Annotated in this window: 26 protein-coding genes; 22 read left to right on the top strand and 4 right to left on the bottom strand. The window is 69.1% G+C overall.

The features are described from left to right. Positions 1-6 precede the first annotated feature (6 nt). The 3 genes from IM777_RS10965 to lexA all read right to left on the bottom strand — a co-directional run bounded on the left by IM777_RS10965 (position 7) and on the right by lexA (position 4,415). A complete protein-coding gene (locus IM777_RS10965) occupies positions 7-1,932 on the bottom strand; it encodes a S9 family peptidase (protein WP_194383370.1) in 1,926 nt (641 codons plus the stop codon). Between the two features lie 36 nt (positions 1,933-1,968). Beyond that, entirely contained in the window at positions 1,969-3,423 is a 1,455-nt protein-coding gene (locus IM777_RS10960; protein WP_194383369.1) for a hypothetical protein, read from the bottom strand. Positions 3,424-3,734: 311 nt separating this feature from the next. Then, the gene (gene lexA, locus IM777_RS10955; RefSeq protein WP_071045718.1) at positions 3,735-4,415 is read right to left on the bottom strand and encodes a transcriptional repressor LexA; all 681 of its coding nucleotides are present in this window, start codon (positions 4,413-4,415) and stop codon (positions 3,735-3,737) included. A gap of 267 nt (positions 4,416-4,682) precedes the next feature. On the opposite strand from lexA, the gene IM777_RS10950 reads away from it, so the two are divergent. The 6 genes from IM777_RS10950 to IM777_RS10925 are packed head-to-tail and all read left to right on the top strand — an operon-like array spanning position 4,683 to position 8,987. Beyond that, positions 4,683-5,036 (top strand): LysM peptidoglycan-binding domain-containing protein, encoded by a 354-nt coding sequence (locus tag IM777_RS10950; RefSeq protein ID WP_194383368.1) that lies wholly within the window; start codon positions 4,683-4,685, stop codon positions 5,034-5,036. A gap of 26 nt (positions 5,037-5,062) precedes the next feature. Then, positions 5,063-6,157 carry a histidinol-phosphate transaminase gene (locus IM777_RS10945; RefSeq protein ID WP_194383367.1) on the top strand — a complete coding sequence of 365 codons (1,095 nt, stop codon included), beginning with the start codon at positions 5,063-5,065 and terminating at the stop codon, positions 6,155-6,157. Then, on the top strand, positions 6,154-6,753 hold the full coding sequence (hisB, locus tag IM777_RS10940) for an imidazoleglycerol-phosphate dehydratase HisB (protein WP_071045723.1): 600 nt from the start codon (positions 6,154-6,156) through the stop codon (positions 6,751-6,753). The genes IM777_RS10945 and hisB overlap by 4 nt, the downstream gene beginning before the upstream one ends. After that, positions 6,750-7,400 (top strand): imidazole glycerol phosphate synthase subunit HisH, encoded by a 651-nt coding sequence (gene hisH / locus IM777_RS10935; protein ID WP_194383366.1) that lies wholly within the window; start codon positions 6,750-6,752, stop codon positions 7,398-7,400. Before hisB ends, hisH begins: the two co-directional genes overlap by 4 nt. Before the next feature lie 53 nt (positions 7,401-7,453). Beyond that, positions 7,454-8,200, top strand: coding sequence for a bifunctional 1-(5-phosphoribosyl)-5-((5-phosphoribosylamino)methylideneamino)imidazole-4-carboxamide isomerase/phosphoribosylanthranilate isomerase PriA (priA, locus tag IM777_RS10930; RefSeq protein ID WP_194383365.1), 747 nt, complete (start codon positions 7,454-7,456; stop codon positions 8,198-8,200). Next, the gene (locus tag IM777_RS10925) at positions 8,184-8,987 is read left to right on the top strand and encodes an SseB family protein (RefSeq protein ID WP_194383364.1); all 804 of its coding nucleotides are present in this window, start codon (positions 8,184-8,186) and stop codon (positions 8,985-8,987) included. Before priA ends, IM777_RS10925 begins: the two co-directional genes overlap by 17 nt. Here IM777_RS10925 and IM777_RS10920 read toward each other — a convergent pair. Next, complete coding sequence (locus IM777_RS10920; RefSeq protein ID WP_194383363.1) at positions 8,980-9,378, bottom strand: DUF1844 domain-containing protein; 399 nt, start codon at positions 9,376-9,378, stop codon at positions 8,980-8,982. The two genes, IM777_RS10925 and IM777_RS10920, sit on opposite strands and share 8 nt — an antisense overlap. 308 nt (positions 9,379-9,686) lie before the next feature. Here IM777_RS10920 and infC point away from each other — a divergent pair, with 308 nt between their 5' ends. The 16 genes from infC to IM777_RS10840 all read left to right on the top strand — a co-directional run bounded on the left by infC (position 9,687) and on the right by IM777_RS10840 (position 25,821). Beyond that, positions 9,687-10,265 carry a translation initiation factor IF-3 gene (gene infC, locus IM777_RS10915; protein ID WP_237673305.1) on the top strand — a complete coding sequence of 193 codons (579 nt, stop codon included), beginning with the start codon at positions 9,687-9,689 and terminating at the stop codon, positions 10,263-10,265. Positions 10,266-10,335: 70 nt separating this feature from the next. After that, positions 10,336-10,530, top strand: coding sequence for a 50S ribosomal protein L35 (gene rpmI / locus IM777_RS10910; protein ID WP_194383362.1), 195 nt, complete (start codon positions 10,336-10,338; stop codon positions 10,528-10,530). 32 nt (positions 10,531-10,562) lie between these two features. After that, complete coding sequence (rplT, locus tag IM777_RS10905; RefSeq protein WP_071045733.1) at positions 10,563-10,946, top strand: 50S ribosomal protein L20; 384 nt, start codon at positions 10,563-10,565, stop codon at positions 10,944-10,946. Between the two features lie 203 nt (positions 10,947-11,149). Next, a complete protein-coding gene (locus IM777_RS10900) occupies positions 11,150-11,947 on the top strand; it encodes a TrmH family RNA methyltransferase (protein ID WP_194383361.1) in 798 nt (265 codons plus the stop codon). Between the two features lie 89 nt (positions 11,948-12,036). Further along, positions 12,037-12,831 (top strand): amino acid ABC transporter ATP-binding protein, encoded by a 795-nt coding sequence (locus tag IM777_RS10895; protein WP_194383360.1) that lies wholly within the window; start codon positions 12,037-12,039, stop codon positions 12,829-12,831. 75 nt (positions 12,832-12,906) lie between these two features. Beyond that, on the top strand, positions 12,907-13,776 hold the full coding sequence (locus IM777_RS10890) for a glutamate ABC transporter substrate-binding protein (RefSeq protein ID WP_194383359.1): 870 nt from the start codon (positions 12,907-12,909) through the stop codon (positions 13,774-13,776). 65 nt (positions 13,777-13,841) lie between these two features. Beyond that, entirely contained in the window at positions 13,842-14,489 is a 648-nt protein-coding gene (locus IM777_RS10885; RefSeq protein ID WP_071046073.1) for an amino acid ABC transporter permease, read from the top strand. Next, positions 14,486-15,415, top strand: a complete 930-nt coding sequence (locus IM777_RS10880; RefSeq protein WP_194383358.1) for an amino acid ABC transporter permease — start codon at positions 14,486-14,488, stop codon at positions 15,413-15,415. Before IM777_RS10885 ends, IM777_RS10880 begins: the two co-directional genes overlap by 4 nt. A 67-nt stretch (positions 15,416-15,482) precedes the next feature. Next, complete coding sequence (gene pheS / locus IM777_RS10875) at positions 15,483-16,529, top strand: phenylalanine--tRNA ligase subunit alpha (RefSeq protein ID WP_194383357.1); 1,047 nt, start codon at positions 15,483-15,485, stop codon at positions 16,527-16,529. Further along, positions 16,529-19,027, top strand: a complete 2,499-nt coding sequence (gene pheT, locus IM777_RS10870; RefSeq protein WP_194383356.1) for a phenylalanine--tRNA ligase subunit beta — start codon at positions 16,529-16,531, stop codon at positions 19,025-19,027. Before pheS ends, pheT begins: the two co-directional genes overlap by 1 nt. A gap of 259 nt (positions 19,028-19,286) precedes the next feature. After that, positions 19,287-20,396 carry an N-acetyl-gamma-glutamyl-phosphate reductase gene (argC, locus tag IM777_RS10865; protein ID WP_194383355.1) on the top strand — a complete coding sequence of 370 codons (1,110 nt, stop codon included), beginning with the start codon at positions 19,287-19,289 and terminating at the stop codon, positions 20,394-20,396. Next, positions 20,393-21,550, top strand: coding sequence for a bifunctional glutamate N-acetyltransferase/amino-acid acetyltransferase ArgJ (gene argJ, locus IM777_RS10860; protein WP_194383354.1), 1,158 nt, complete (start codon positions 20,393-20,395; stop codon positions 21,548-21,550). The genes argC and argJ overlap by 4 nt, the downstream gene beginning before the upstream one ends. Next, positions 21,547-22,446, top strand: coding sequence for an acetylglutamate kinase (gene argB, locus IM777_RS10855; protein ID WP_071046088.1), 900 nt, complete (start codon positions 21,547-21,549; stop codon positions 22,444-22,446). The genes argJ and argB overlap by 4 nt, the downstream gene beginning before the upstream one ends. Next, positions 22,443-23,696, top strand: a complete 1,254-nt coding sequence (locus tag IM777_RS10850) for an acetylornithine transaminase (protein WP_194383353.1) — start codon at positions 22,443-22,445, stop codon at positions 23,694-23,696. The genes argB and IM777_RS10850 overlap by 4 nt, the downstream gene beginning before the upstream one ends. After that, the gene (gene argF / locus IM777_RS10845) at positions 23,693-24,616 is read left to right on the top strand and encodes an ornithine carbamoyltransferase (RefSeq protein WP_194383352.1); all 924 of its coding nucleotides are present in this window, start codon (positions 23,693-23,695) and stop codon (positions 24,614-24,616) included. The genes IM777_RS10850 and argF overlap by 4 nt, the downstream gene beginning before the upstream one ends. Before the next feature lie 20 nt (positions 24,617-24,636). Beyond that, the gene (locus IM777_RS10840; RefSeq protein ID WP_194383351.1) at positions 24,637-25,821 is read left to right on the top strand and encodes a heparan-alpha-glucosaminide N-acetyltransferase domain-containing protein; all 1,185 of its coding nucleotides are present in this window, start codon (positions 24,637-24,639) and stop codon (positions 25,819-25,821) included. The last annotated feature ends 4 nt before the right edge of the window (positions 25,822-25,825 follow it).

Genomic DNA, 25,825 nt, shown 5'->3' with positions numbered 1-25,825 from the left:
CGCTGCTCACCGCTGCAGTTCGATCGGGGCGACCCCCGGGGTGTCGAACCCGAAGACGGCGCCGAGGAAGGCGTACTCCGACTCCAGCGCGTGGACGATGGTCTCCGCACGCCGGAATCCATGTCCCTCGCCCTCGTACAGCACGTATGCGTGCGGCACGCCGCGCGCCGACAGCGCGTCGCGAATGGCTTCGGACTGGGCGGGAGGCACGACCGCGTCCTCGCTGCCCTGCAGAAGGAGCAGGGGCGCCGAGAAGCGCTCCGCGTGGGTCAGCGGGGATCGCTGGATGTAGAGCTGTTCGGCCTCCGGCAGCGGTCCGATCAGACCGTCGAGGTAGCGGGCTTCGAAGTCATGCGTGTCTTCGGCGAGGGCGCGGGCATCGCCGACGCCATAGCGGGAGATGCCGGCGCTGAAGACGTCTCCCGCCACCAGGGCGCCGAGCACCGTCCACCCGCCGGCCGAACCGCCGGCTATCGCGACGCGGTCCGGGTCCGCGAGTCCGCCGTCGATGAGTCCCCGTGCAGCGGCCACCACGTCGGCCACGTCGACGACGCCCCACTGCCCGCGCAGGCGCTCGCGGTAGGCACGCCCGTATCCGGTCGATCCGCCGTAGTTCACATCCAGGACGCCGATGCCGCGGCTGGTGAGATAAGTGGCCCGCGAGGAGGCGACCGGACCGACATGCGAGGTGGGGCCACCGTGGACGAAGACGACGTACGGGGGCCGTTCACCGTCGGCGGCGGTGACGTCCGGGTTGGTGGGCGGGTACGCGAACGCGTGTACGGGACCCGACGGACCGTCCACCGTGACAGCCGTGGCCCGCGGCGTCCATTCGTCCGCCCACGGCGCGGATGATTCGCGCACCGCGGTGATCGTCCCGTCCGACGCGTCGACGCTCCAGACGCCTGTCCCACCTCCGGGCACCGCGCCGGAGACGAGCGCCCGCGTCCCCCGAGCGTCCTCGATCACGACCCCCGAGACGACAGGGACCGGCAGCGGCGCGGTCGCCCCGGTCTCGGGATCGACCGCCACCACGTGATCTGCGCCGTCCGTGCGAACCGCCACGACGTGATCACCCGCAACGGTGTACCAGGACAGGCCGAGCACCCACAGTCCGCCTCCGGTGTCGGCGTCGGCGGGGGCGAACGAAGCGACCGGGGCCTCGTCCCCGAGCCGCCACCGCATGAGATTCCACCGACCGGACGCGTCGTCGAGGTACAGCAGGGTCTGCTCGTCCAGCCAGCGCGGCTGAAGGACGGAGCGGTCGCCGGTGACGGGAGCCGTCCATTCGCCTACAGTGCCGTCCTCGATGCGTCCGACGCGCACCTCGGCGCGTTCCCAGGGCATGTTCGGATGGTTCCAGGCCACCCAGGCGAGGTGGGTTCCGTCGGGGGAGAGCGCGGGCTGTGCGACGAAGTCGCTCCCTCTCACCAGCACGACGATCGCGGCGTCGTCGTCCGCGGCTGATCCGTCCACCGGAATGCGGACGATCGCGCGGCGGGGGACGGTCAGCCCGGGATCGTGCTCCTCGCGGACGGCGAGCAGAACGCCGTCGCGCCACTCCAGGCCGCCGTGGCGCGCGTGGCCTGCCACGGGAGTGAGAGGACGCACGGTCCCGTCGACGACGGAGTACACGCGCTGATCCGTCTTCTCGACGAAGAACAGCGTTCCGGCTTCGTCGGCGGTCCACGCGCCGCCGCCGTACTCGTGCACGGTGCTTCGCGCGTTCCAGGGGGTGGGCAACACATCCTCAACGTCGCCGTCGTCGCCGCGGTGGCGTACGGCGACGCGACCGGCTTCGGCCGGAACGGGCTCGCCCCACCACACGTCCTCCCCGACGAAACGAGCTCCGTCGATCCGGGGCGACGCCGCGGAGGCCGCCTCGGCGGTGATGGGAGAGGGCCAGGAGCCGTAGGGGAGTTCGGAGGTCACCGTCCCACCGTACGACGCGGTGACCTCCCTGCGGGCTCAGCGCAACGGCTGTGTGGGTGCGTTGCCGGGAAGGACCGCCGTGTCGCTTTCCACATCGGCCGCCGTGTCCACGTCGGCCGTCGGTTCCGCCTCGAGGACGTCGTCGGCGTCGATGGCCGCCTGGCCATCAGACGGTGATCTCTCGAGCAGGGCGGTGACGAGCCACACGGCGAGGGCGAGGACGATGACCAGGGCGATGTCGCCGAAAGTCAGGGGCCGCAGCGCGAACAGCACGAGCACGGCGAGCACGAGGATGACGACGCGCACGAGCACGCGCTGGCGATGCATCGCGTCCCCGAAGGCGCCCGTGTCGAGCCCTCGACTGCGCAGTCCCGATCGCGCCGACGCGGTGAGCGAGCCGGCCACGGAGCGGATGCGCCGCGCCGGCGCCCAACGGCCGCTCAGCCACGCCGCCACGGCGACGACGATGCCGAGGAAGGTCAGGACGACCGCCGTATCGCGGACGGCGCCGATCACCGTGTCGTAGATCGACTCCAGAGTGCGAGCGGGGATGCCCAGACCGGGTGCGTTGAGGCTGAGGACGGCTCCCGCGCTCGCGAGGGCTACCGCGAGCAGACCTGCGCCGATCGTGATGGCGACGCCGACCCCGAGCACGGCCGTCGACCGTCGGCGCGCGATCAGCACCCCGACGGCGGCGAGGCCGAGGGCTACGAAGGGGATCCAGTAGCCCGCTGTGACGGCGAGGTTGTAGACGGTGCCCACCAGAAGCAGGCCATCGGCCTGGACGATGACGATGGTCTGATCGATCGCCGGGATGGAGGTGACGAAGCCGAAACCCTGCGCGGCCAGTCGTGACTTCAGCTCCTCGATGATGGGGCCGAGCTGGATGCCGAGGGCGCCGGTGTCGTCGATCGCGATCGCGGTGGAGTCGTCGCCCGTCGCTGCGGCGACGAGCGCACGATGGCTGGCGACGAGAGCCGTTCGCCACACCTCGGGAAAGGCGTCGGACTGGACCACTCCGGTGATCGCCGAGTCGATGAGGCCCTGCACGCCCTGGACGGCGGGCTGCCGGAGGAGGTCGAGCGCCGACGACGCGGCGGGCGGAAGATCGAGGCTCTGCACGCCGTCGATGACGTCGTTCGTGATGCCCTCGACGTCGACGGCCGCGTTCACGGCGGTGGACGCCTGGTCGATCACCAGCTGCTGCACATCGGGATCGTCCGCGAGGGGACCGAAGGTCTGCACGAACGCGTCCTCGCTCACGAGTTCCGCGCGCGCCCACGTGCCGAGGACGGAGACGGGCACGAGGATGCCGGCGAGCACGATGCAGACGGCCGAGATGAGGGCACGCCACCATCCGGTGTGACCAGCGCGGTCTGAGACAGGTCTTTCTCCGCTGAGATCCGAGGACGCCTGGGAACGAAGATCGGCGTTCTCCGCTTTCAGCCGTTCGATCTCCGCGCGGAGATCGGTGATGTCTGTCGTGGCCATGGCGAGGGCTCCCTCTTGTCGGGTCAGCCCCATTGTGGCGGGAACGCCGCCCCGTTCGCACGTGTGCCCCAGATCAGGTTCTCCGACGCCCTCAAGCGGTCGGACACCTTCGTCCCCGAATTCTGGCGCCCGTTCTCTGGATCCTGGCCTCGTGCGAGGTGAGGCGTCGGCGTGCGAGTTCCGTCCTACTCGGCCTCCTGCGGACCCGACTCAGGCTGAGACACCATCGGGATGCCGCCACGGCACCAGAATCGCCAGCACAGCCTGAGTTGTTGCACGCGCGGTGCGCTGGCCGGCTGAGGAGACGGCCGTCAGACGGCGCGCATCACCGCCACGACTTTGCCGAGCACGACGGCCTCGTCCCCGAGGATCGGCTCGAACGCGGAGTTCCGCGGCAGCAGCCACACGTGACCGTCGCGCTGGCGGAAGGTCTTGACGGTCGCCTCCCCGTCGAGCATCGCGGCGACGATGTCGCCGTTCTCGGCCGTCGGCTGCGAGCGCACTACGACCCAGTCGCCGTCGCAGATGGCCGCGTCGATCATCGACTCGCCGGACACCTTGAGCATGAACAGGTCGCCCTTGCCGACCAGCTGCCTCGGCAGCGGGAAGACCTCGTCGATCTGCTGATCGGCGGTGATCGGCACCCCGGCGGCGATGCGCCCGACGAGGGGGACCATCGCGGCATCGCCCACGGGGGGCGCCGCGTCGGCGGGGCTTTCCGTGCTCGCGCCGGGGAGGTCGATGAGGACCTCCATCGCGCGAGTCTTGCCGGCATCGCGGCGCAGGTAGCCGCTCAGCTCCAGCTGATTCAGCTGATGCGTCACGCTCGACAACGACTTCAGCCCGACCGCGTCGCCGATCTCACGCATGCTCGGCGGGTACCCGTGCCGTGCGATCGATCGCTGGATCACTTCGAGGATCGCGAGCTGCTTGTCGCTGAGGCTGCGGCGCCGCCGTGTCTGGGGTCGCGCGCGGCTCGTCGGCTCGGTCATCTCGTGCTCCTGTCTCCTCACCCCTCGTCGTCCGAGGGGCACCGGCCTTCGAATGTCGGAGGTCGGTGATGGGCTCTGCTCATCGAAACGGTATCCGCCCTCGTCCGACACGGTCTGCAAGCGCTCCGCGTGTCGTGTTCGAGAGAAGTCCACCGGTCGGCCCGCTTGACAGCTTACGAGATCGAAGATAGCTTCGGAAGAGAGGTTCGCATCGCCGGCTCCCGGCCGAGTTCAGCGATGCGAACCTCTCGCCGAGAAGGAGGAGAGATGACCGCGATCAGCATCACGCCGCACCACCGCACCCGCCTGCGCATGACCGTGCGCGGCCGTCGCGTTCTTGCCGCCGCGGCGGCACTGCCCGCCGCCGCATGCGTGGCGGTCGCGGTCATCAGTGGCGGCAGCGCGCTCGCGTCGCGCGATGACGCCGGCGACGCTGCCTCGTTCTCCACGGTCGTCGTGAGTGCAGGTGAATCGCTCTGGGCGATCGCGGAGCGCGTGGCACCGGAGAGCGATCCTCGAGACGTCGTTGACGACATCGCGCGCCTGAATGCTCTCGACGGTGTCGATGTCTCGGCTGGTCAGGAGCTGGCCATCCCTGCGCGCTACGACACGGCACCGTAGACCGCCGGGCGAAGCGCGCCCGTACCATGGGAGGGGTGACCGCTCGCCTCGACGACCTTCCTCTCCGTGACGATCTGCGCGGAATGACTCCGTACGGTGCGCCTCAGGCACCGCTTCCGGTTGCGCTGAACGTGAACGAGAACACCCATCCCGTGCCGGATGAGATCGCCGCCGACATCCTCGATGCGATCGCATTGGCGCTTCGGGACGTCAACCGATACCCCGATCGCGAGTTCCTGCCGCTTCGCGAGGCGTTCGCGGATTACCTGGGTGAAGGGCTGCTTCCTGAGCAGATGTGGGCCGCCAACGGTTCCAACGAGGTGCTTCAGCACGTGCTCCAGGCCTTCGCTGGACCGGGGAGGACGGCGTTCGGCTTCGCGCCCACCTACTCGATGTACCCGCTGCTGACGCGAGCGACCGGTGCTGCCTGGGTCGCGGGAACGCGCGAAGACGACTTCTCGGTGACCGCCGATTCGGCGGCCGACCAGGTCGCAGCAGCCGATCCGGATGTGGTGTTCCTGTGCGCCCCGAACAACCCGACGGGCACGCCGCTGCCACTTGACGTGATCGCAGCGGTCTACGACGCGAGCCGGGCGATGGTCGTGGTCGACGAGGCGTACCAGGAGTTCGCGCCTCACGACGAGCCATCAGCGATCACCCTGCTCCCCGGGCGCGAGCGACTGATCGTGTCGCGCACGATGTCGAAGGCATTCGCCTTCGCCGGAGCTCGCGTGGGTTACCTCGCTGCCGACCCCGCGGTCGTGGACGCTCTGCGTCTGGTGCGCCTGCCGTACCACCTGAGTGCCATCACGCAGGCCGCCGCGCTCGCGGCGCTGCGTCACGCGCCGGTCATGCTCGGCATGGTCGACGAGATCGTCGCGCAGCGCGACCGCATCTCCGCCACCCTCGAGGCGCTCGGCTACCAGCCGCACCCGTCGTGGACGAACTTCGTCCTGTTCGGGGGAGTCGAGGACCCGGCGGCGACGTTCGGTGCCCTCTACGACCGCGGCATCCTCATCAGGGACGTGGGCATCCCGCACCACCTCCGCGTCACGGCAGGAACAGAGGCGGAGACGACCGCGTTCCTGGATGCGCTGGCGTCGTTAGGATCGACGTCATGACCCGCACCGCCTCGCTCACCCGATCGACCAGCGAGTCGACGGTCGAGCTCCAGCTCGACCTCGACGGCACGGGGCGCAGCAGCATCGACACGTCGGTGCCGTTCTACGACCACATGCTGACCGCGTTCGCGAAGCACTCGCTCACCGACCTCACGGTTCGCGCGTCGGGCGACACCGACATCGACGCACACCACACGGTCGAAGACGTCGCGATCGTGCTCGGGCAGGCGATCCGGCAGGCTCTCGGCGACAAGGCCGGCATCAGCCGCTACGGGGATGCGCTCGTCCCGCTCGACGAAGCCCTCGCCCAGGCAGTGGTCGACATCAGTGGGCGGCCCTACCTCGTGCACACGGGCGAGCCGGCCGGTTTCGAACACCACCTCATCGGCGGCCACTTCACGGGGTCGTTGGTGCGCCACACCTTCGAGGCGCTGTCCTTCCAGGCGGCGCTGACCGTCCACGTAAGGGTGCTGGGCGGCCGGGACCCTCACCACATCGCCGAGGCGGAATACAAGGCATTCGCGCGTGCCTTCCGCCAGGCGAAAGCGCTCGATCCACTCGTCGACGGCGTGCCGAGCACGAAGGGCGCCCTGTGACCGACCGGCCCCTCGTCGCCGTTCTCGACTACGGATCCGGGAACGTCCATTCCGCGGTCAAGGCTCTCGTCGCTGCCGGAGCCGACGCGCGGCTGACGGCCGACCGCGGGCTGATCCAAGACGCGGACGGACTCGTGGTGCCCGGCGTCGGCGCCTTCGAGGCGGTCGTCGCCGCACTGCGCTCGCGCTGCGGCGACGAGCTCATCGGACGACGTCTGGCCGGCGGTAGGCCCGTGCTGGGGATCTGCGTGGGGATGCAGGTCCTCTTCGAACACGGTGTGGAGCGGGGCGCGGACACTCCGGGACTGGGCGAGTGGCCGGGCGCGGTCACCGAGTTGGATGCTCCTGTCCTTCCGCACATGGGATGGAACACCGTCGCGTCGGGGGCCGGCAGTCGCCTGTTCCGCGGAATCGAGAACGAGCGGTTCTACTTCGTGCACTCGTTCGCCGCCCAGCACTGGACGATGCAGACGCAGCGCCCCCTCGCTGAACCGGTCTTGACCTGGAGCGAACACGGCGTGCCCTTCCTTGCCGCCGTGGAGAACGGGCCGCTCTCGGCGACGCAGTTCCACCCCGAGAAGTCGGGGGAGGCCGGCATCCGGCTGCTCGCCAATTGGATCGACGGGCTGGCGCCGACTAACCTCTGAATCCGTGCCTGCGCCCGGCCGCCCGGATCCGGTGCCGAGACGCACGAGGAGCTATGAACGATTTCGCATCAACGCCCCAGCTTGTTCTGCTTCCCGCGGTGGACGTCGCCGGGGGAAAGGCCGTTCGACTCACGCAGGGTGAGGCCGGTTCGGAGACGAACTACGGCGACCCCGTCGACGCCGCGACCGACTGGGCGCGCCAGGGGGCGCAGTGGATCCATCTCGTCGACCTGGATGCGGCCTTCGGCCGGGGCAGCAATGCCGGCATCATGCGCAAGGTGATCAAGTCGGTGCGCGGTGTTCAGGTCGAGCTGTCCGGCGGCATCCGCGACGATGCCTCGCTGGAGGCGGCTCTCGAAAGCGGCGCCTCGCGCGTGAACCTCGGGACCGCCGCGCTGGAGAACCCCGAGTGGGCGGCTGACGTGATCGGCCGCTACGGCGACCTCATCGCCGTCGGCCTGGATGTGCGTGGTACGACGCTCGCCGCGCGGGGCTGGACCCGCGAAGGCGGTGACCTGTGGACGGTGCTCGATCGCCTCGAGTCAGCCGGATGCAGTCGCTACGTCGTGACGGACGTCACGAAGGACGGCACCCTGCAGGGCCCGAACACCGAGCTGCTTCGCGAAATGGTGACGCGCACCCCGAAGCCCGTCGTGGCGTCGGGAGGCATCTCGAGCCTCGACGACATCGCCGCTCTCCGAGAGCTCGTGCCCCTCGGCGTCGAGGGTGCGATCGTCGGCAAGGCCCTCTATGCGGGGAACTTCACCCTCGCTGAGGCGCTGGATGTCGCCGGGCGCTGATCCCGCGCAGCCCGACGGCGGCTCGGACTCGGCGGGAGTCCCGTGGGAGGGACGCCGCTTCTCCGACAATCCCCACGCCGCTGACGACGGCCGTGCTGATCCTGCTCTCGAGCGGGCGCTGCGGGACTTCCGGGCGGGCGAAGGCTCCGAGGTGCAGGTCGTCGACGCGTACCGGAGAGCCCGTCTGCTGATCCCCCTCATCGCGCAGAAGGGCGACGGTGACGGCGACGCGGTCGGTGCACACGGACTCGCGGTCGACAAGACGCAGGAGCTGTCGATCGTCACGGTCGCCGCACCGGACGGGCGACACGTGCTTCCGGTCTTCACGTCGGTCGACACCATGCGGGTGTGGGATGCGCAGGCGCGTCCGGTGCCCGCGGAGGGCATCAGGACCGCACTGGCGGCATCGGCGGACGACACCGACCTCATCGTCATCGATCCCGGCTCGGAGACCGAGTTCGTCATCCGTCGTCCGGCGGTCTGGGCGATCGCCCAGTCGCAGCAGTGGGAGCCGAGTCATCGCTCGCCCGAGGTGGCGGCCGGACTCAACGAGAGCGTCGGCGGGGAGCTGGCCATCATCGACCTCGCACTCGAACCCGGCGACCCCGAGGCACGTGGACGGGGGCCCGAGCTGATCGTGCGCCTGCACGTGGCTGCCGGACTCGATCAGTCGCAGCTCGATGCCGTCCTCGCACGCCTGGCGAGACGATGGGCCGCGGATGACCGCGTCGCCGTGCTGGTGGACTCGCTCGCCGTGAAGCTCGTGCGCTCGGAGCCGCTCAGCTGACCGGTCCGGTCCATTTCTCGCCCGGCCCCTTGCCGATGGGGTCGGGAATCGTCGATGCCTCGCGGAAGGCGAGTTGCACCGAGCGCAGTCCGTCGCGGAGGGACCGCGCGTGCATGTCGCTGATCTCGGGGGCGCCGGCGGTGATGAGCCCGGCGAGGGCGTTGATGAGCTTGCGGGCCTCGTCCAGATCCTTCTGCGTGTCGGGGTCGTCGGCGAGTCCGACCTTCACGGCGGCCGCGCTCATCAGATGCACCGCGGCGGTGGTGATCACCTCGACCGCGGGGACATCCGCGATGTCGCGGGTCGCCGACTCGGCGGCGGCTTCCTGAGAGGCCCACCGAGCGTGACGTTCGTCTTCTGCGTGGCCGTGGTCGGGGGGAATCGTGGACACGTGGTGCTTTCTGGTAGACTTCAGCGGGCTTCAGAGCACTGTGCTCTGGAACGAAAGAGGATCACATCCCACCCGCGCTTGCCGCTCCAGGCTACCGGGTCCACGCACTCCGCTCCGGCGACACCATGTCGGAGTCGACCCGGAGACATGCATGTCGGCCGAGGTACGGGTGCGCGATGTCGGCGTTCGGACGCCGCGTCGGGTGGAATGGGGACTCTTCCGCCCGCGACATACCGTGTCGCGGTGGCCACCACCCGCACGAAGAGGAGTTCCGCATCAGCGATCCCCGCACCAACGAGCGCATCCGCGTGCCTGAGGTCCGTCTCGTCGGCCCCAACGGCGAGCAGGTCGGCGTCGTCCGCATCGAGGTTGCGCAGCGTCTGGCTCAGGAGGCGGATCTCGACCTGGTCGAGGTCGCGCCCAACTCCAAGCCGCCCGTGGTCAAGATCATGGACTACGGCAAGTTCAAGTACGAGGCTGCGCAGAAGGCCAAGGAGGCGCGTCGCAATCAGGCGAACACGGTCCTCAAGGAGGTCCGGTTCCGACTGAAGATCGAGGCGCACGACTACATCACCAAGCTCAAGCGCGCCGAGGGCTTCCTCCAGGCCGGTGACAAGGTGAAGGCCATGATCCTGTTCCGCGGGCGCGAGCAGTCGCGTCCGGAGCAGGGCGTGCGACTGCTCCGCAAGTTCGCCGAAGACGTCGCCGAGTTCGGCACCGTCGAGGTCAACCCGACGCAGGACGGCCGCAACATGACGATGGTGATCGCCCCGCACAAGAACAAGTCCGAGGCGAAGGCGGAGCAGAACGCTCAGCGCGCCGCGAACAAGGAAGCCTCGCGCGCATCGCGCACCAGCGCCGACGGCGACACCGCCCCGGCGCAGTAACGCTGCCCAGACTCCCGCTCCGTCGGGACCCCGTTCCCGCCCGAGCGGGAAGAGACACGAAGGAAGAAACATGCCGAAGCAGAAGACCCACTCGGGTGCCAAGAAGCGCTTCAAGATCACCGGCAGCGGCAAGCTCAAGAAGCAGCAGGCCGGAATGCGCCACAACCTCGAGGGAAAGTCGAGCCGTCGCACCCGCCGTCTGAACCAGGACCAGGTGCTGTCGACGGCCGACACCAAGCAGGCCAAGAAGCTTCTCGGTCGCTGACGCGGCCCGTGCACGAATAGGAACGAAACGAAATGGCTAGAGTCAAGCGGGCCGTCAACGCCCACAAGAAGCGTCGCGTCATCCTCGAGCGCGCCTCCGGTTACCGGGGTCAGCGCTCGCGTCTGTACCGCAAGGCGAAGGAGCAGGTCACCCACTCGCTCGTCTACGCGTACCGCGACCGTCGCAAGCGCAAGGGCGACTTCCGTCGTCTGTGGATCCAGCGCATCAACGCAGCCAGCCGTCAGCACGGCATGACCTACAACCGCTTCATCCAGGGTCTCGGCCTCGCGGGTGTGCAGGTCGACCGTCGCATGCTGGCCGAGCTCGCCGTGAACGAGCCGACCGCGTTCGCGTCGCTCGTCGAGACCGCCAAGAAGGCGCTGCCCGAGAACGTCAACGCCAAGAAGACGGCGTAAGGCTCTCTATCTCGAAAGGGCGTCCTCCCCCGGGAGGGCGCCCTTTCGGCATCCCGTGCCCCGCCCCGCGCGGCCGCATCGTCGGAGATTCAGCCCGATGTCGGATGATCGCGTCGGAATCCTCCGACATCGACACGATTCTCCGACATCGGGCGGGCAGGTGGATGCGGGGCGCCGCGGGGCGCCGCCCCTAGACTGGTCGCGTGCTCGAGAACCCCCGGTCGCCGCGCGTGCGCGCCGTGGCGAAGCTCACCAAGCGCAGCGCACGCAAAGAGACGGGGCTCTATCTCCTCGAGGGTCCGCAGGCCGCACGGGAGGCGCTCGCCTTCCAACCCGGAACGGTCGTCGAACTGTTCGCGACACCGGCCGCATTGGAGAAGCACACCGACATCCGCGATGCGGCCGCGTCCGCCGGAATCGAGCCGGTCTACACGACCGAGCCCGTGCTCGACGCGATGGCCGACACGGTGACACCCCAGGGGATCGTCGCGGTCGCGCGGCAGGCTCCCACGCCGGTCCGTGAGATCTTCGCCGGCTCGCCTCGGCTGGTGGCGGTGTGCGAAGAGGTGCGCGACCCTGGCAATCTCGGCACGATCATCCGTGCCGCCGACGCGGTCGGCGCCGACGCCGTCATCCTCACCGGCAACACCGTCGATCCTTACCACCCGAAGGTGGTGCGTTCGACGACCGGTTCGCTGTTCCACCTCCCGATCGCCATCGGCACCGACCTCGAGACCGTCGTCGGGCTCGCTCACGCCGCCGGCGTGCGGGTGGTCGCCGCCGACGTCGGAGGAGAGGACTTCCTCGCTCGACGTGAGATCCTCGCCGAACCGACCGCCTGGGTCTTCGGCAACGAGGCGCGGGGCCTTCATGACGAGGCCGTCTCGCTGGTCGACATGTCGATGCGGCTGCCGATCTACGGACGCGCCGAGTCGCTCAATCTGGCTACCGCTGCCAGCGTCTGCCTCTACGAAACGGCGTTCGCGCAGCGCGCCGATTGAGCCATCTGACCAGCGCGGGTCGATTACAGCTCGGTTAAGGTCGCGCGTCACCCCTGGAGCGGGGGTGCGCCCGGGGCTATGTTCAGGCCATGACGACATCCGATGCCTCACCGGCGGCCCGAACGTCGAACATCACCGTGCGACGCGGTGAGCCGCTCGTCGTCATCGACCACGTCGACAAGCACTTCGGCGACCTCCATGTGCTGCGCGACATCAACACCGTGGTCAACCGCGGCGAGGTCGTGGTCGTGATCGGGCCCAGCGGGTCCGGGAAGTCAACGCTGTGTCGCGCCGTCAACCGTCTCGAGACGATCGATTCGGGCACCATCACCATCGACGGCGTACCGCTGCCCGAAGAGGGGCGCGCGCTCGCGAAGCTGCGTGCCGACGTCGGCATGGTGTTCCAGTCGTTCAATCTCTTCGCCCACAAGACGGTGCTCGAGAACGTCACTCTCGGTCCGATGCGCGTGCGGGGCCTCAAGAAGAAGGATGCCGAGAAGAAGGCGATGGAGCTCCTGGATCGCGTGGGTGTCGCCAATCAGGCGGCCAAGATGCCCAGTCAGCTCTCGGGTGGCCAGCAGCAGCGTGTCGCCATCGCCCGTTCGCTGGCGATGAATCCCAAGCTCATCCTCCTCGACGAACCCACCAGCGCACTCGACCCTGAGATGATCAACGAGGTCCTCGACGTCATGGTCGGTCTCGCCCAGGAGGGCATGACCATGATCGTCGTCACACACGAGATGGGATTCGCACGCAAGGCCGCAGACCGCGTGCTGTTCATGGCCGATGGAGCCATCGTCGAAGAAGCCGCACCCGAGCAGTTCTTCACGAACCCGCAGAGCGAGAGGGCCAAGGACTTCCTGTCCAAGATCCTCGAGCACTGAAAGGACCGCTCCGCGACGCGGGGCGGGAATCGAGAAGAGGTCGCTTCGGCGACCGCACACAGCAAAGGACGAGACATGAAGCGAGCGAGACTCCCGCTCATCGCGCTGGCCGCCGCCGGCGCCTTGGCGCTGACGGCCTGCGGTGGCGGGGACACCGCCGGTGACGATGCCGCTCCCGAGCCGGCCGAAGACGTCACCTTCGACGAGGGCACGACGATGGCGGCGCTCAACGAGGCCGGCACCATCACGATCGGCACGAAGTTCGACCAGCCGCTGTTCGGCCTGGTCGGTCCCAGCGGCGAACCCGAGGGCTTCGACGTCGAGATCGGCAAGATCATCGCCGCCCAGCTGGGCATCGCCGAAGAAGACATCGAGTGGGTCGAGACCGTGTCGGCAAACCGTGAGCCGTTCATCGAGAACGGCCAGGTCGACATCGTGGTCGCGACGTACACGATCAACGACGCCCGCAAGGAGGTCGTCTCTTTCGCCGGGCCCTACTACATGGCCGGGCAGTCCATCCTCGTTCTCGCCGACAACGAGGACATCACCAGCGAAGAGGACCTCGTCGGGCAGCCGGTGTGCTCGGTGACGGGGTCGACTCCGGCGGCCATGCTGGAGGAGATCGGTGCGGAGCCGGTCCTCACGGACACCTACTCGAACTGCCTGGAGCCCCTGCGGAACGGTCAGGTCGTCGCGGTGTCGACCGACAACGTCATCCTGGCCGGCCTCGCCGCGCAGAACGAGGGCGAGTTCAAGGTCGTGGGCGAGCCGTTCACCGACGAGCCCTACGGCATCGGCCTGGCGCTGGATGACACGGACTTCCGCATGTGGATCAACGACGTGCTGGAGGAGTCGTACGCCGACGGCAGCTACGAGCAGGCGTGGAACGACACCGCCGGTGCCGTGCTGCCCTACGTCGAGCCGCCGACACCGGACCGCTACTGACCCGATGAGGGTGTCCCGCACTCGCCTGCGGGACACCCTCATCCCACCGATCGAGAGGAGGGCCGATGGAGCAGCTCTGGTCGCTCATGCCCGAGTTCTGGGAGGGATTCCGCGTCACCCTGCTGCTGCTGGTCGTCTCGGGTGTGCTGGCCCTCGTGCTCGGCACCGCGATCGCGGCGATGCGCATCTCGCCGGTTCCGGTGCTGCGCGGATTCGCCGCGGCGTGGACCGAGATCGCGCGAAACACCCCGCTGACGCTGGTGTTCTTCTTCACGGCCTTCGTCATGCCGATGCTCGGCGTGCGTGCCCCCTACGTGCTGCTCGCCTTCGTCGCGCTCACCTACTACACGTCGCCCTTCGTGGCTGAAGCCCTTCGCTCGGGCATCAACGGCGTGCCCGTCGGTCAGGCCGAGGCGGCGCGCAGCATCGGGCTCGGATTCCGGCAGACGGTCTCGCTCGTGGTGCTTCCGCAGGCGTTCCGGATGACGGTGCCGCCGCTGATCAACGTCTTCATCGCCCTCACCAAGAACACCTCGGTGGCGGGCGGATTCTTCGTGGTGGAACTGTTCGCCACGACCCGGCAGCTCGCGAACGACAACGGCAACATCGTCATCCCGATCCTGCTGGTGGCCGCGGCCCTGTACCTCGTCATCACGGTGCCGCTCGGCTTCGCGGCCGGCCAGCTCGAGAAGCGATGGGTGGTGTCACGATGAGCGGATCGAGCGTCCTCTTCGACGCGCCGGGCCCGAAGGCTCGTCGCAACTCGCTGATCGCCTCCGTCGTCGCGGGGGCGGTGCTGATCGCGCTCGCCGTCTGGGTCTTCCTGATCCTCGCCGCGCCCCGTCAATCCGGCGGCATCACCCTTCCGGGCATGTTCGACGGGAGTCGATGGGACATCTTCACCGATCCCGAGGTGTGGCAGTTCATCGGGCGAGGGGTGCTGGCGACGCTGCAAGCCGCGGCGGTGGCGGCTGTCGGTGCCGTGGCCCTCGGAGTCGTCTTCTCGCTCCTGCGGAGCTCGGAGCACGCGTGGATCCGCGTGCCGACCGCGTGGCTGCTGGAGTTCTTCCGCGGCATGCCGGTGCTGCTGATGATGCTGTTCATCCTCCTCGTCGCATCCACCGGTGCGTTCTGGGCGGTCGTGATCGCCCTGATCATCTACAACGGCACCCTCATCGGCGAGGCGCTGCGAGCGGGACTCGCCGCGCTGCCACGCGGTCAGCGTGAGGCGGCGCTCTCCGTCGGCATGCGCTACTTCCAATCGAAGATGCTCGTGGAGTTCCCGCAGGCGTTCCGGCAGATGCTCCCGATCATCGTGGCGCAACTGGTCGTGCTGCTGAAGGACACGTCTCTCGGATACATCGTGGGATACAACGAGCTCATCCGCACCACGATGAACAATCTGGGCAGCTTCTACGGCAATCGGTACATGTTCTCGCTGTTCGTGGTGACCCTCGTGCTCTACCTGGCCATCAACCTGAGCCTGTCGTGGTTCGCGCGATGGCTGTCGCGGCGCACGGCGTCCGGGGGCGGCAGGGCGCGGAAGGGAGCATCCACGCCGGAGGATCCCGATCAGGCACTCCTGGTCGCCGAGGCCAACGCCAAGGCGCGGTTGTCGGAGTCGCAGACGCCGAAGTGAATGCGTCGCGTATGCGAAGGGTCCTGCGGGTCGGGGGTGAGGCGCCACGTCGGTAGACTCGTCTCTCGTGTCCGACGAGGTTGCCCCCGAGATCACCCCCGAGGCGGTGGAGGCCGCGGTGACCGCCGCGCTGTCCGCCATCGCCGAGGCTCCCGACTCCGCAGAGCTGAAGGCGGTGCGCGCCGCGCACGCGGGCGAAGGCTCGCCCCTGGCGCGGCTGAACGCACGAATGCGCGATGTGCCCAAGGACAAGAAGGCGGAGTTCGGCAAGCTCGTCGGTCAGGCTCGCGGACAGGTCTCGCAGGCGCTCGCCGCACGAGAGACCGAGATCGTCGAAGCCGAGACCGCGGCGCGCCTGGAGGCCGAGCGCGTCGACATCACGGCCCTCGCGCATCGCGCGCGCATCGGCGCGCGCCATCCGCTGACCCTGCTCCAGGAGGAGATCTCCGACATCTTCGTGGGCATGGGGTGGGAGATCGCCGAAGGACCCGAGCTCGAGCACGAGTGGTTCAACTTCGACGCGCTGAACATCGCACCGGATCACCCGTCGCGGCAGATGCAGGACTCCTTCTACGTCGACCCCCTCGAGCGGCACCTCGTGATGCGAACCCACACCAGCCCGGTGCAGATGCGGTCGATGCTCGAACGCGACATCCCGATCTACGTGCTCTCCCCGGGGCGCGTCTACCGTGCCGACGAGTTCGATGCCACGCACCTTCCCGTCTTCTCGCAGTTCGAGGGACTGGTCATCGACCGCGGCATCACGATGGCGCACCTCAAGGGAACGCTCGACCACATCGCACGCGTGCTGTTCGGCAGTGAGGCCAAGACGCGCATGCGCGCCAACTACTTCCCGTTCACCGAACCGTCCGCCGAGTTCGACCTCTGGCACCCGACCTTCACCGGCGGCGCCCGATGGATCGAATGGGGGGGATGCGGAATGGTCAACCCGAACGTGCTGCGTGCGGCCGGGATCGACCCGGAGGAGTACTCGGGCTTCGCCTTCGGCATGGGCTTCGAGCGGACCCTCATGTTCCGCAGCGACGTGAAGGACATGCGCGACATGGCCGAGGGCGATGTGCGCTTCAGCGAGCAGTTCGGAATGGTGGTCTGATGCGCGTCCCCCTGTCATGGCTGCGTGAGTACGTCGACGTCGCCGCCGAGTCCACGCCCGAGGACGTTCTCGCGGCTCTGGTCGCCGTCGGGTTCGAGGAGGAGGACGTGCATCGGTTCGAGCTCTCCGGACCCATCGTCGTCGGCGAGGTGCTGGAGTTCGTCGAGGAGCCGCAGAAGAACGGCAAGACCATCCGCTGGTGCCAGGTCGACGTCGGCGACGGCGTGCGCGGGATCGTGTGCGGTGCGGGCAACTTCTTCGCCGGTGACAAGGTCGTCGTGACCCTCCCCGGATCCGTCCTGCCTGGCCCCTTCCCGATCGCCGCGCGCAAGACCTACGGTCACGTGTCGGACGGCATGATCGCGTCGGCGAAGGAGCTCGGCCTCGGCGAGGAGAGCGACGGCATCCTGCGCCTGGTCGAGATCGGCATCGACGCGCCCGCAGGCACCGACGCGATCGGTCTGCTCGGCCTCGACGACGTCGCCGTGGAGATCAACGTCACCCCCGACCGCGGCTACGCGCTGTCCCTTCGCGGCGTGGCGCGGGAGTATTCGCACGCGACCGGCGCGGTGTTCCGCGACCCGGCGGCACGCGATGCCGCCGACGTGCGCATCGATCGACACGAGTTCTCCGTGGCCGTCGACGACCGCGCACCGGTTCGGGGGCGCGTGGGAGCGACGGAATTCGTCGCTCGCGTCGTGCGCGACCTCGACCCCACCAAGCCCACCCCGTCGTGGATGATCGCCCGGCTCACGCTTGCGGGCGTGCGTTCGCTCGGCATCCTCATCGACATCACCAACTACGTGATGCTGGAGCTCGGCACGCCGATCCACGGCTACGACCTCGATGCGCTCACCGGCGGCATCACCGTGCGCCGTGCGACTGCGGGGGAGAAGCTGCAGACCCTCGACGGCAAGCTGCGTGACCTCGATGTCGAGGATCTCCTCATCACCGATGAGTCCGGACCCATCGGCCTCGCCGGCGTCATGGGCGGCGGAACCACGGAGATGGGCGCCTCGACGCGCAATGTGCTCGTCGAGGCCGCCGTGTTCGAGCCGATCACGATCGCGCGCACGGCGCGACGGCACAAGCTTCCCAGCGAGGCGTCGCGGCGCTTCGAGCGCGGCGTCGACCCCGGCCTGCCCTATGTGGCAGCCCAGCGGGTGGTGGACCTCATGGTCGAACTCGCGGGCGGCACCGACGAGCGCGTCGGCGGGGCCGTGGGCTCGGACCTGGTCCGCACCTCCATCGACCTGCCGACCGGCTTCGTCGCGGGGCTCATCGGGGTCGAGTACTCGGACGACGAGATCGTCGCCTCGCTCGAGATGATCGGATGCGCCGTCGCCGCCACCGAGCAGGGGTGGACCGTCGTCGCGCCCACATGGCGTCCCGACCTCACCGACACCTGGACGCTCGCCGAGGAGGTCGCCCGGATCACCGGATACGACCGGATTCCGTCGGAAGTGCCGGTGCCGCCGTCCGGCCGGGGCCTCACGGCGGCGCAGCGCGGTCGTCGCCGCGTGTCGAACGCGCTCGCCGCGGCCGGCTACGTCGAGACGCCCTCGTTCCCGTTCACCACCGAGGAGCAGAACGACCTGCACGGCTCGGCGAGCGGTGAGCACCTGCCCAGCATCCGCCTGGCGAATCCGCTGGACGGTCAGGCGCCGTTCCTGCGACGTTCGCTCGTTCCGGGCCTCGTGCAGGTCGCGCACCGGAACGTGTCGCGCGGACTCACCGACCTCGCGCTCTACGAGTCCGGGACCGTCTTCCTCCCTCGTTCCGGGGTGGTCTACGGCACGCCGCACGTTCCGCCTCCCGCGGTGCGTCCGTCGGCGGCGACCCTCGCGGAACTCGATGACGCGATCCCGCCGCAGCGCCGTCACGTCGCGGTGCTGCTCACCGGCTCTCTGATCGCCAAGCAGCCGGGGGAGCCGGCACGTGCCGCTGACCTCGCCGACGCCCTCGACGCCGTGCGAACGGTAGGGCTGGCGGCCGGTGTCGACATCCGCGTGACGCAGGGAACGCGCGCGGCGTTGCATCCCGGACGCACCGGAACGCTCGACGTGCGAGGGGAGACCGTCGGCTATGTCGGCGAGCTGCTGCCGGACGTCGCCGCAGCCGCGGATCTGCCCGGCCGTGTGGTGGTCGCCGAGGTCGACCTCGACCTCGTGCTCGAACTCGCGGGCGATCGTGTGGTCGTCGGGTCGCTGTCGACGTATCCCGCTGCCACGCAGGATGTCTCCCTCGTCGTCTCCGCCGATGTGCCGGCGGCGGATGTGGCCTCGGCGCTGAGGGAAGGGGCAGGGGAGCTTCTCGAGCACCTCCACCTCGTCGACGACTACCGGGGCGCGGGAATCGAGCACGGACGCAAGAGCCTGACCTTCGCGATGCGCTTCCGGGCGGCCGACCGCACCCTGACGGCGGCGGAGGCGACCGAGGCGAAGCTCGCCGGAGTGACGATGGCAGGCCGCCGTCACGGCGCCGTCATCCGCGACTGAGTCCGCATGCCGCCGCGGCGACACGATTTGCGGGTCGCGCGAGGCTGCGACTATCGTCAGCCCCATGCTTCCGGCAGCCTCGGTCCCGACGGCGCCCCTCACGGGCCCGGTGCTCGTCGCGGGCACCGCGTCGCACCGACGCCACCTCGGTTCGCTCCGTCGCGGCCGCCGACTCTAGGCGACCCCGCACGCGGTCCGGTTGGGCCGGCGGGTGTCGCCGCCTTCAGGCTCCGACTCCTTCGAAACTAAGGTGGAACGCATGACCTATTCGGTCGCCGTCTCCGGCGCATCCGGCTATGCCGGCGGTGAGATCCTCCGGCTCCTGGCCGCCCATCCCGACGTGGAGATCCGCACCGTGACGGCGCATTCGACCGCGGGGCAGCCTCTGGTCCAGCACCAGCCGCACCTGCGCTCGCTGGCGCATCTGACGATCCAGCAGACGACCCCCGAGGTGCTCGCCGGGCATGACGTCGTCGTCCTGGCATTGCCCCATGGGCAGTCGGGACAGTACACGGATGCGCTCGCGGAGACGCCGCTGGTGATCGACGCGGGCGCTGACCATCGACTCGCCTCGAGGGATGCGTGGAACGCCTTCTACGGGGGCGATTTCCATGAGCCGTGGACCTATGGCGTGCCGGAGCTGATCGTCGACGGCGGAAAGCAGCGCGACCGGCTCGTCGACGCGACCCGCATCGCCGCACCCGGCTGCAACGCGTCGACCGTGAGCCTGAGCCTCGCGCCGGGTGTCGCGGCCGGGGTCATCGATCCGTCCGACATCGTGAGCGTGCTCGCCGTCGGACCGTCGGGAGCGGGCAAGGCGATGAAGACGAATCTGCTGGCGGCGGAGATCCTGGGCACGGCGAACCCGTATGCCGTCGGCGGCACGCACCGCCACATCCCGGAGATCCGGCAGGCGCTGACCGCGGCGATGTCGGAGAATCGCGCTGATGTCGGAGGGATCGCGCCGAATTCTCCGACATCGGGCTCGATCTCCGACGATCGCGCCGTCGGCATCTCCTTCACGCCCGTCCTCGTGCCGATGGCGCGCGGGATCCTCGCCACCTCGACGGCGCCGATCGCGCCGGGCGTGACGGATGCGCGGATCCGCGACGCGTGGGAAGAGGCCTACGCGGACGAGACCTTCGTCCAGCTGCTGCCCGCCGGCTCCTTCCCCCGCACGGCCGATGTCATCGGCGCGAACACGGCGCTGATCGGCCTCGCGGTCGATCGCGCGGCCAACCGCGTGGTGGTCATCACCGCGGTGGACAACCTCGTCAAGGGCACCGCCGGTGCCGCTGTCCAGTCCATGAACATCGCGCTCGGACTCCCCGAGGACCGAGCCCTCACCGTGAACGGAGTGGCACCGTGAGCGTCACCGCCCCCCAGGGATTCGAAGCGGCCGGCGTCGCGGTCGGTCTGAAGTCCACCGGCAAGCCGGACGTCGCGGTGGTCGTCAATCGTGGCCCGCTCACCGCGGGCGCGGCCGTCTTCACGTCCAATCGCGCGAAGGCCAACCCGATCCTGTGGTCCGAGCAGGTCGTGAAGGACGGGGCGATCGCGGCGATCGTTCTCAACTCCGGCGGGGCGAACTGCTTCACCGGCAGCTTCGGGTTCCAGACCACGCATCAGACCGCCGAGAAGGCCGCGGAACTGCTCGAGATCGGCGCCGGCGACGTGGTGGTGTGCTCGACCGGGCTCATCGGCACCGGCGACGCCGTCTTCCGCGGCAAAGTGCTCGAAGGGACCGAGAAGGCGATCGCCGCGCTGTCCACAGACGGCGGAGAAGACGCCGCGCTTGCGATCATGACGACGGACTCGCGGGCGAAGCGGTCGGTCCGCTCCGTCGACGGCTGGACGATCGGTGCCATGGCGAAAGGGGCGGGGATGCTCGCACCGGGCCTGGCGACGATGCTCGTCGTCGTGACGACCGACGCCATCGTGACCCCGGCCGAGGCGGATGCGCACCTGCGCGCGGCCACCCGAGTGAGCTTCGATCGGCTCGATTCCGACGGCTGCATGTCCACCAACGACCAGGTGACCCTCATGGCGAGCGGCGCATCCGGGATCACGCCGGAGCCCGATGCGTTCCGCGCCGCGCTCATCGACGTGTGCACCGACCTCGCGATCCAGCTGCAGTCCGATGCGGAGGGGGCGAGCCACGACATCACGATCGAGGTCGTCGGTGCCGTCTCCGAAGACGACGCCGTCGAGGTGGGTCGCTCGGTCGCTCGCAACAACCTGTTCAAGGCCGCCGTCTTCGGCAAGGACCCGAACTGGGGGCGCGTGCTCGCCGCGATCGGCACCACCGATGCCGCGTTCGACCCCTACGACGTGGACGTGTCGATGAACGGTGTGCGCGTATGCACCTCCGGCGGCCCCGACCGGCCGCGTGAAGACGTCGACCTGTCGCCGCGCGCCACCCATGTCCTGATCGATCTGAAGGTCGGCGACGCCTTCGCGACGATCTACACCAACGACCTCACCCACGATTACGTCCACGAGAACAGCGCGTACTCCTCATGACCGACATCCAGGACACCGACCCGACCGCTGCCAGCGCGCGCGTGGAGGCGATGATCGAGTCGCTGCCGTGGCTGCAGCGCTTCCGCGACCAGACGGTGGTCATCAAGTACGGCGGGAATGCCATGGTCTCCGACGAGTTGCAGGAGGCCTTCGCCGCCGACGTCGCCTATCTGCGCTACGTCGGCGTGAAGCCGGTGATCGTGCACGGCGGAGGCCCGCAGATCTCCTCGATGCTCGACCGCCTCGCGATCCCGAGCGAGTTCAAGGGCGGCTATCGCGTCACGACGACCGAAGCGATCTCGGTGGTGCGGATGGTGCTGACCGGCCAGATCAACCCTCAGCTGGTGGCCAAGATCAACGCCCACGGGCCCCTCGCCACCGGCCTGTCCGGAGAGGACGCGGGCCTGTTCACCGGGCGACGTCGCGGCGTGATGCTCGACGGGGTGGAACACGACCTCGGGCGCGTCGGCGACGTGGTGAGCGTGGACCCGCAGCCGGTGCTCGACCAGCTCGAGGCCGGCCGGATCCCGGTGGTCTCGAGCATCGCCCCGGACAGCGACAACCCCGGGCATTCGCTCAACGTCAATGCGGATGCGGCAGCGTCCGCCCTCGCCGTGGCGCTCGGGGCGGCGAAGCTGGTCGTGCTCACCGATGTCGCCGGGCTCTACGCCGACTGGCCGAACCGCGACTCCCTCGTGTCGCACCTGACCTCGACCGAGCTCACCGAACTGCTGCCCACCCTCGAGTCGGGGATGATCCCGAAGATGACGGCGTGTCTGCACGCAGTGCAGGGCGGCGTCGAGACGGCGGCGATCATCGACGGCCGGGTGCCGCATTCGGTGCTGGTGGAGATCTTCACGAACAAGGGAATCGGAACCGAGGTGGTGGACGGATGACCGGGACGGCGACGTGGCGGGATGACGCGGGACGCGATCTGATCCGGAACGCGGGAGATCGCTTCGCGCTCTTCGTCCGAGGGGAGGGGGCGTACGTCTGGGACGAGCACGGTACGCGATATCTCGACTTCCTGGCGGGGATCGCCGTCAACTCCCTCGGGCACGCGCATCCCGTCTTCGTGGATGCCGTCGCCACTCAGGCGGCGACGCTCGCTCATGTGTCGAATTACTTCGCCACGCCGCCTCAGCTCGCCCTGGCCGCCAAGCTCAAGGATCTCGCGGGGACCGGGCCGAGCGGACGCGTCTACTTCGCCAATTCCGGTGCGGAGGCGAACGAGGCCGCCTTCAAGCTGGCGCGGCTCCACGGTGCGGCGCGAGATGGACGTCCCGCACGGCTGCGCATCCTCACCCTGGAGAACGCCTTCCACGGGCGCACGATGGGAACGCTCGCGCTCACCGGGAAGCCCGCGATGCAGGAGCCGTTCCTGCCCATGGTGGCGGGCGTCGAGCACATCGCCCCGACGATCGAAGCGCTCGAGCATGCGATGGGTGACGACGTCGCGGCGCTCGTGGTGGAGCCGATCCAGGGCGAGGCGGGTGTCGTCGACCTGCCGGAGGGATATCTGGCGGCCGCACGCGAGCTTACGGCTCGCCACGGTGCTCTTCTCATCGTCGATGAGATCCAGACCGGTGCCGGCCGCACGGGGGAGTGGTTCGGCTACCAGCATGCCGGGATCACCCCCGACGCGATCACCGTCGCGAAGGGGATCGGAGGCGGCTTCCCGATCGGCGCTCTGGTGACCTTCGGCGACAGCAGCGAGCTCTTCTACCCGGGAACCCACGGGTCGACCTTCGGTGGCAACGCCCTCGGGACCGCGGTCTCCCTCGCGGTGCTGTGCGAGATCGAGCGGGCCGACCTGGTCGAGAACGCCGCGACGCGCGGCACGCAGCTGCGCGAGCGGATCTCCGCCATCGGCTCGCCCCTCGTCGCGGGAACGCGTGGCCGCGGACTCCTGATCGGGGTCGCCCTGAAGCATCCGGTCGCCGGTGCCGTCGTCGCCGCGGCGCAGGAGCACGGCCTGATCGTGAACGCGGCGAACCCGTCGACCGTTCGCGTCGCACCGCCGCTGAACATCGGCGACGTCGAGATCGATGACTTCATCGGACTGTTCGCCCGCGCCCTCGCCACGGTGGAGACGTCCGTTCTGCTGGACGCCGATGAATCGGCCACGACGGAGGTACCCGCATGACCCGCCACCTGCTGCGCGACGACGACCTGACCACGGACGAGCAGACCGAGATCCTCGACCTCGCCGTCGCGTTGAAGAAGGACCGCTGGAAGCTCAAGCCCCTCGAAGGTCCGCAGACGGTCGCGGTCATCTTCGACAAGTCGTCCACGCGCACCAGGGTCTCGTTCGCGGTGGGAATCGCCGACCTCGGCGGCTCGCCCCTGATCATCTCGACCGCAAGCAGCCAGCTCGGCGGCAAGGAGACTCCCGCCGACACGGCCCGGGTGCTCGAGCGACAGGTGGCCGCCATCGTCTGGCGCACGTACGCCCAGGCGGGACTTGAGCAGATGGCCGCGGGAACCCGGGTGCCGGTCGTCAATGCGCTCAGCGACGACTTCCACCCGTGTCAGCTGCTCGCCGATCTGCTGACGATCCGCGAGCACAAGGGAGATCTCGACGGTCTCACGCTCGCCTTCTTCGGAGACGGTCGCAGCAACATGGCGCACTCGTATGTGCTCGCGGGCGTCACCGCCGGCATGCACGTGCGCGTCGCATCCCCGGAGCACTACGCCCCGCGCGACGATGTGATCGCCGACGCCGATCGTCGCGCCGCGGAGACCGGTGGTTCGGTGACGCTGTACACCGACGCGAACGAGGCCGCGGCCGGTGCCGACGTCGTCGTGACCGACACCTGGGTGTCGATGGGCAAGGAGGAGGAGAAGCTCGCGCGTCTGCGCGATCTGGGCGAGTACAAGGTCACCACCGAACTCATGCGCCTCGCGAAGGACGATGCGATCTTCATCCACTGTCTTCCCGCCGATCGCGGATACGAGGTCGACGCCGAGGTGATCGACGGCCCCCAGAGCGTCGTATGGGACGAGGCGGAGAATCGCCTGCACGCGCAGAAGGCCCTGCTGGTCTGGCTTCTGCGTCAGGGCTGACGGGGCGGGATGGAGGATAGGTGACCGATCCGGCATCGGATGCGACCGGAGCGGTTCGTCCGCGCCTGTCGCGCAACGGGATCCAGCTGAACGGTGCGGGCCGCATCGCCGGCCTCGACTTCGCCCGCGGGCTGGCGATCATCGGGATGCTGGCGGCGCACCTGCTCTGGCTGGGGGACGACGTGGTCCTCGCCGATCCGTCGACCTGGTCGAACATCGCAGCCGGACGGTCATCGATTCTCTTCGCGACGCTTGCCGGCGTGTCGCTCGGCCTCATGACGGGAGGGCGTCATCCGGCCCGCGGCGCAGCCATGGGTGTTGCACGACGCCGGATCGCGCTGCGTGCAGCGCTGCTGTGGGTGCTCGGGGTTCTCCTGATCGGAACCGGCGTGCCCGTCTACGTCATCCTCCCGGCATATGCGGTGCTGTTCCTGCTCGCGCTGCCCGCTCTCACCCTGTCCGCCCGCGTCGTGCTCGTCCTGGCAGCCGTGCTCGCCGTGGTGATGCCGTTCGCACAGGTCCTGCTGGATGCCCTCCCCTTCTGGGGCACGCCGATCGGCGAATCCGCCGCGCTCATGATCGGATGGCAGTATCCGTTCCCCGTGTGGATGGCCTTCGTGCTGGCTGGCCTCGGCATCGCGCGCGCGGGTCTGCAGCGCAGGAGCGTCCAGGTCGGCGCTGTGCTCGCCGGCGGAGCTCTCGCTGCCCTCGGCTACGGGCTGAATGCTGCGAGCGGGCTCGCCGCGGCCGACGAGTGGACCTCCTTCGGCGGCGCGGTGTGGACTGCTCGACCGCATTCGAGCGGGCTGCTGGAGGTCATCGGTTCCGGAGGTTTCGCGCTCGCCGTCATCGGCGGGTGCGTGCTGGTGTGCGGTCCCTGGTGGCGGGGGAGCGTGATGAGCCCGGCGGGGTGGATCGTCCTGCCCGTGCGCGCCGTCGGAGCGATGCCGCTGAGTGCGTACACCGCGCAGCTCGTGATCTGGGCGATCGCAGCGGCGGTGATCCTGGGGGATCCGTCCGACCTTCAGGGCTTCCGCGACCTCGACCCGTTCTGGCCGATCACGGCGGTCCTGATCGTCGCCGCGACCGTCTGGGCGCTGACGATCGGACGCGGACCGCTGGAGGCGGCGACCGACCGGGTCACGCGAGTGCTCGTGCCCGGTCGTGCGGACACGGCGGCGGAGACCCGTCTCGGACCTCGCTAGGCTG

Origin of the sequence: Microbacterium luteum (genome assembly GCF_015277875.1) — a bacterium.
Classification (GTDB): Bacteria; Actinomycetota; Actinomycetes; order Actinomycetales; family Microbacteriaceae; genus Microbacterium; species Microbacterium luteum.
The sequence above is the reverse complement of the archived record's forward strand: the minus strand, read 5'-3'. Positions and strand labels throughout refer to the sequence as shown.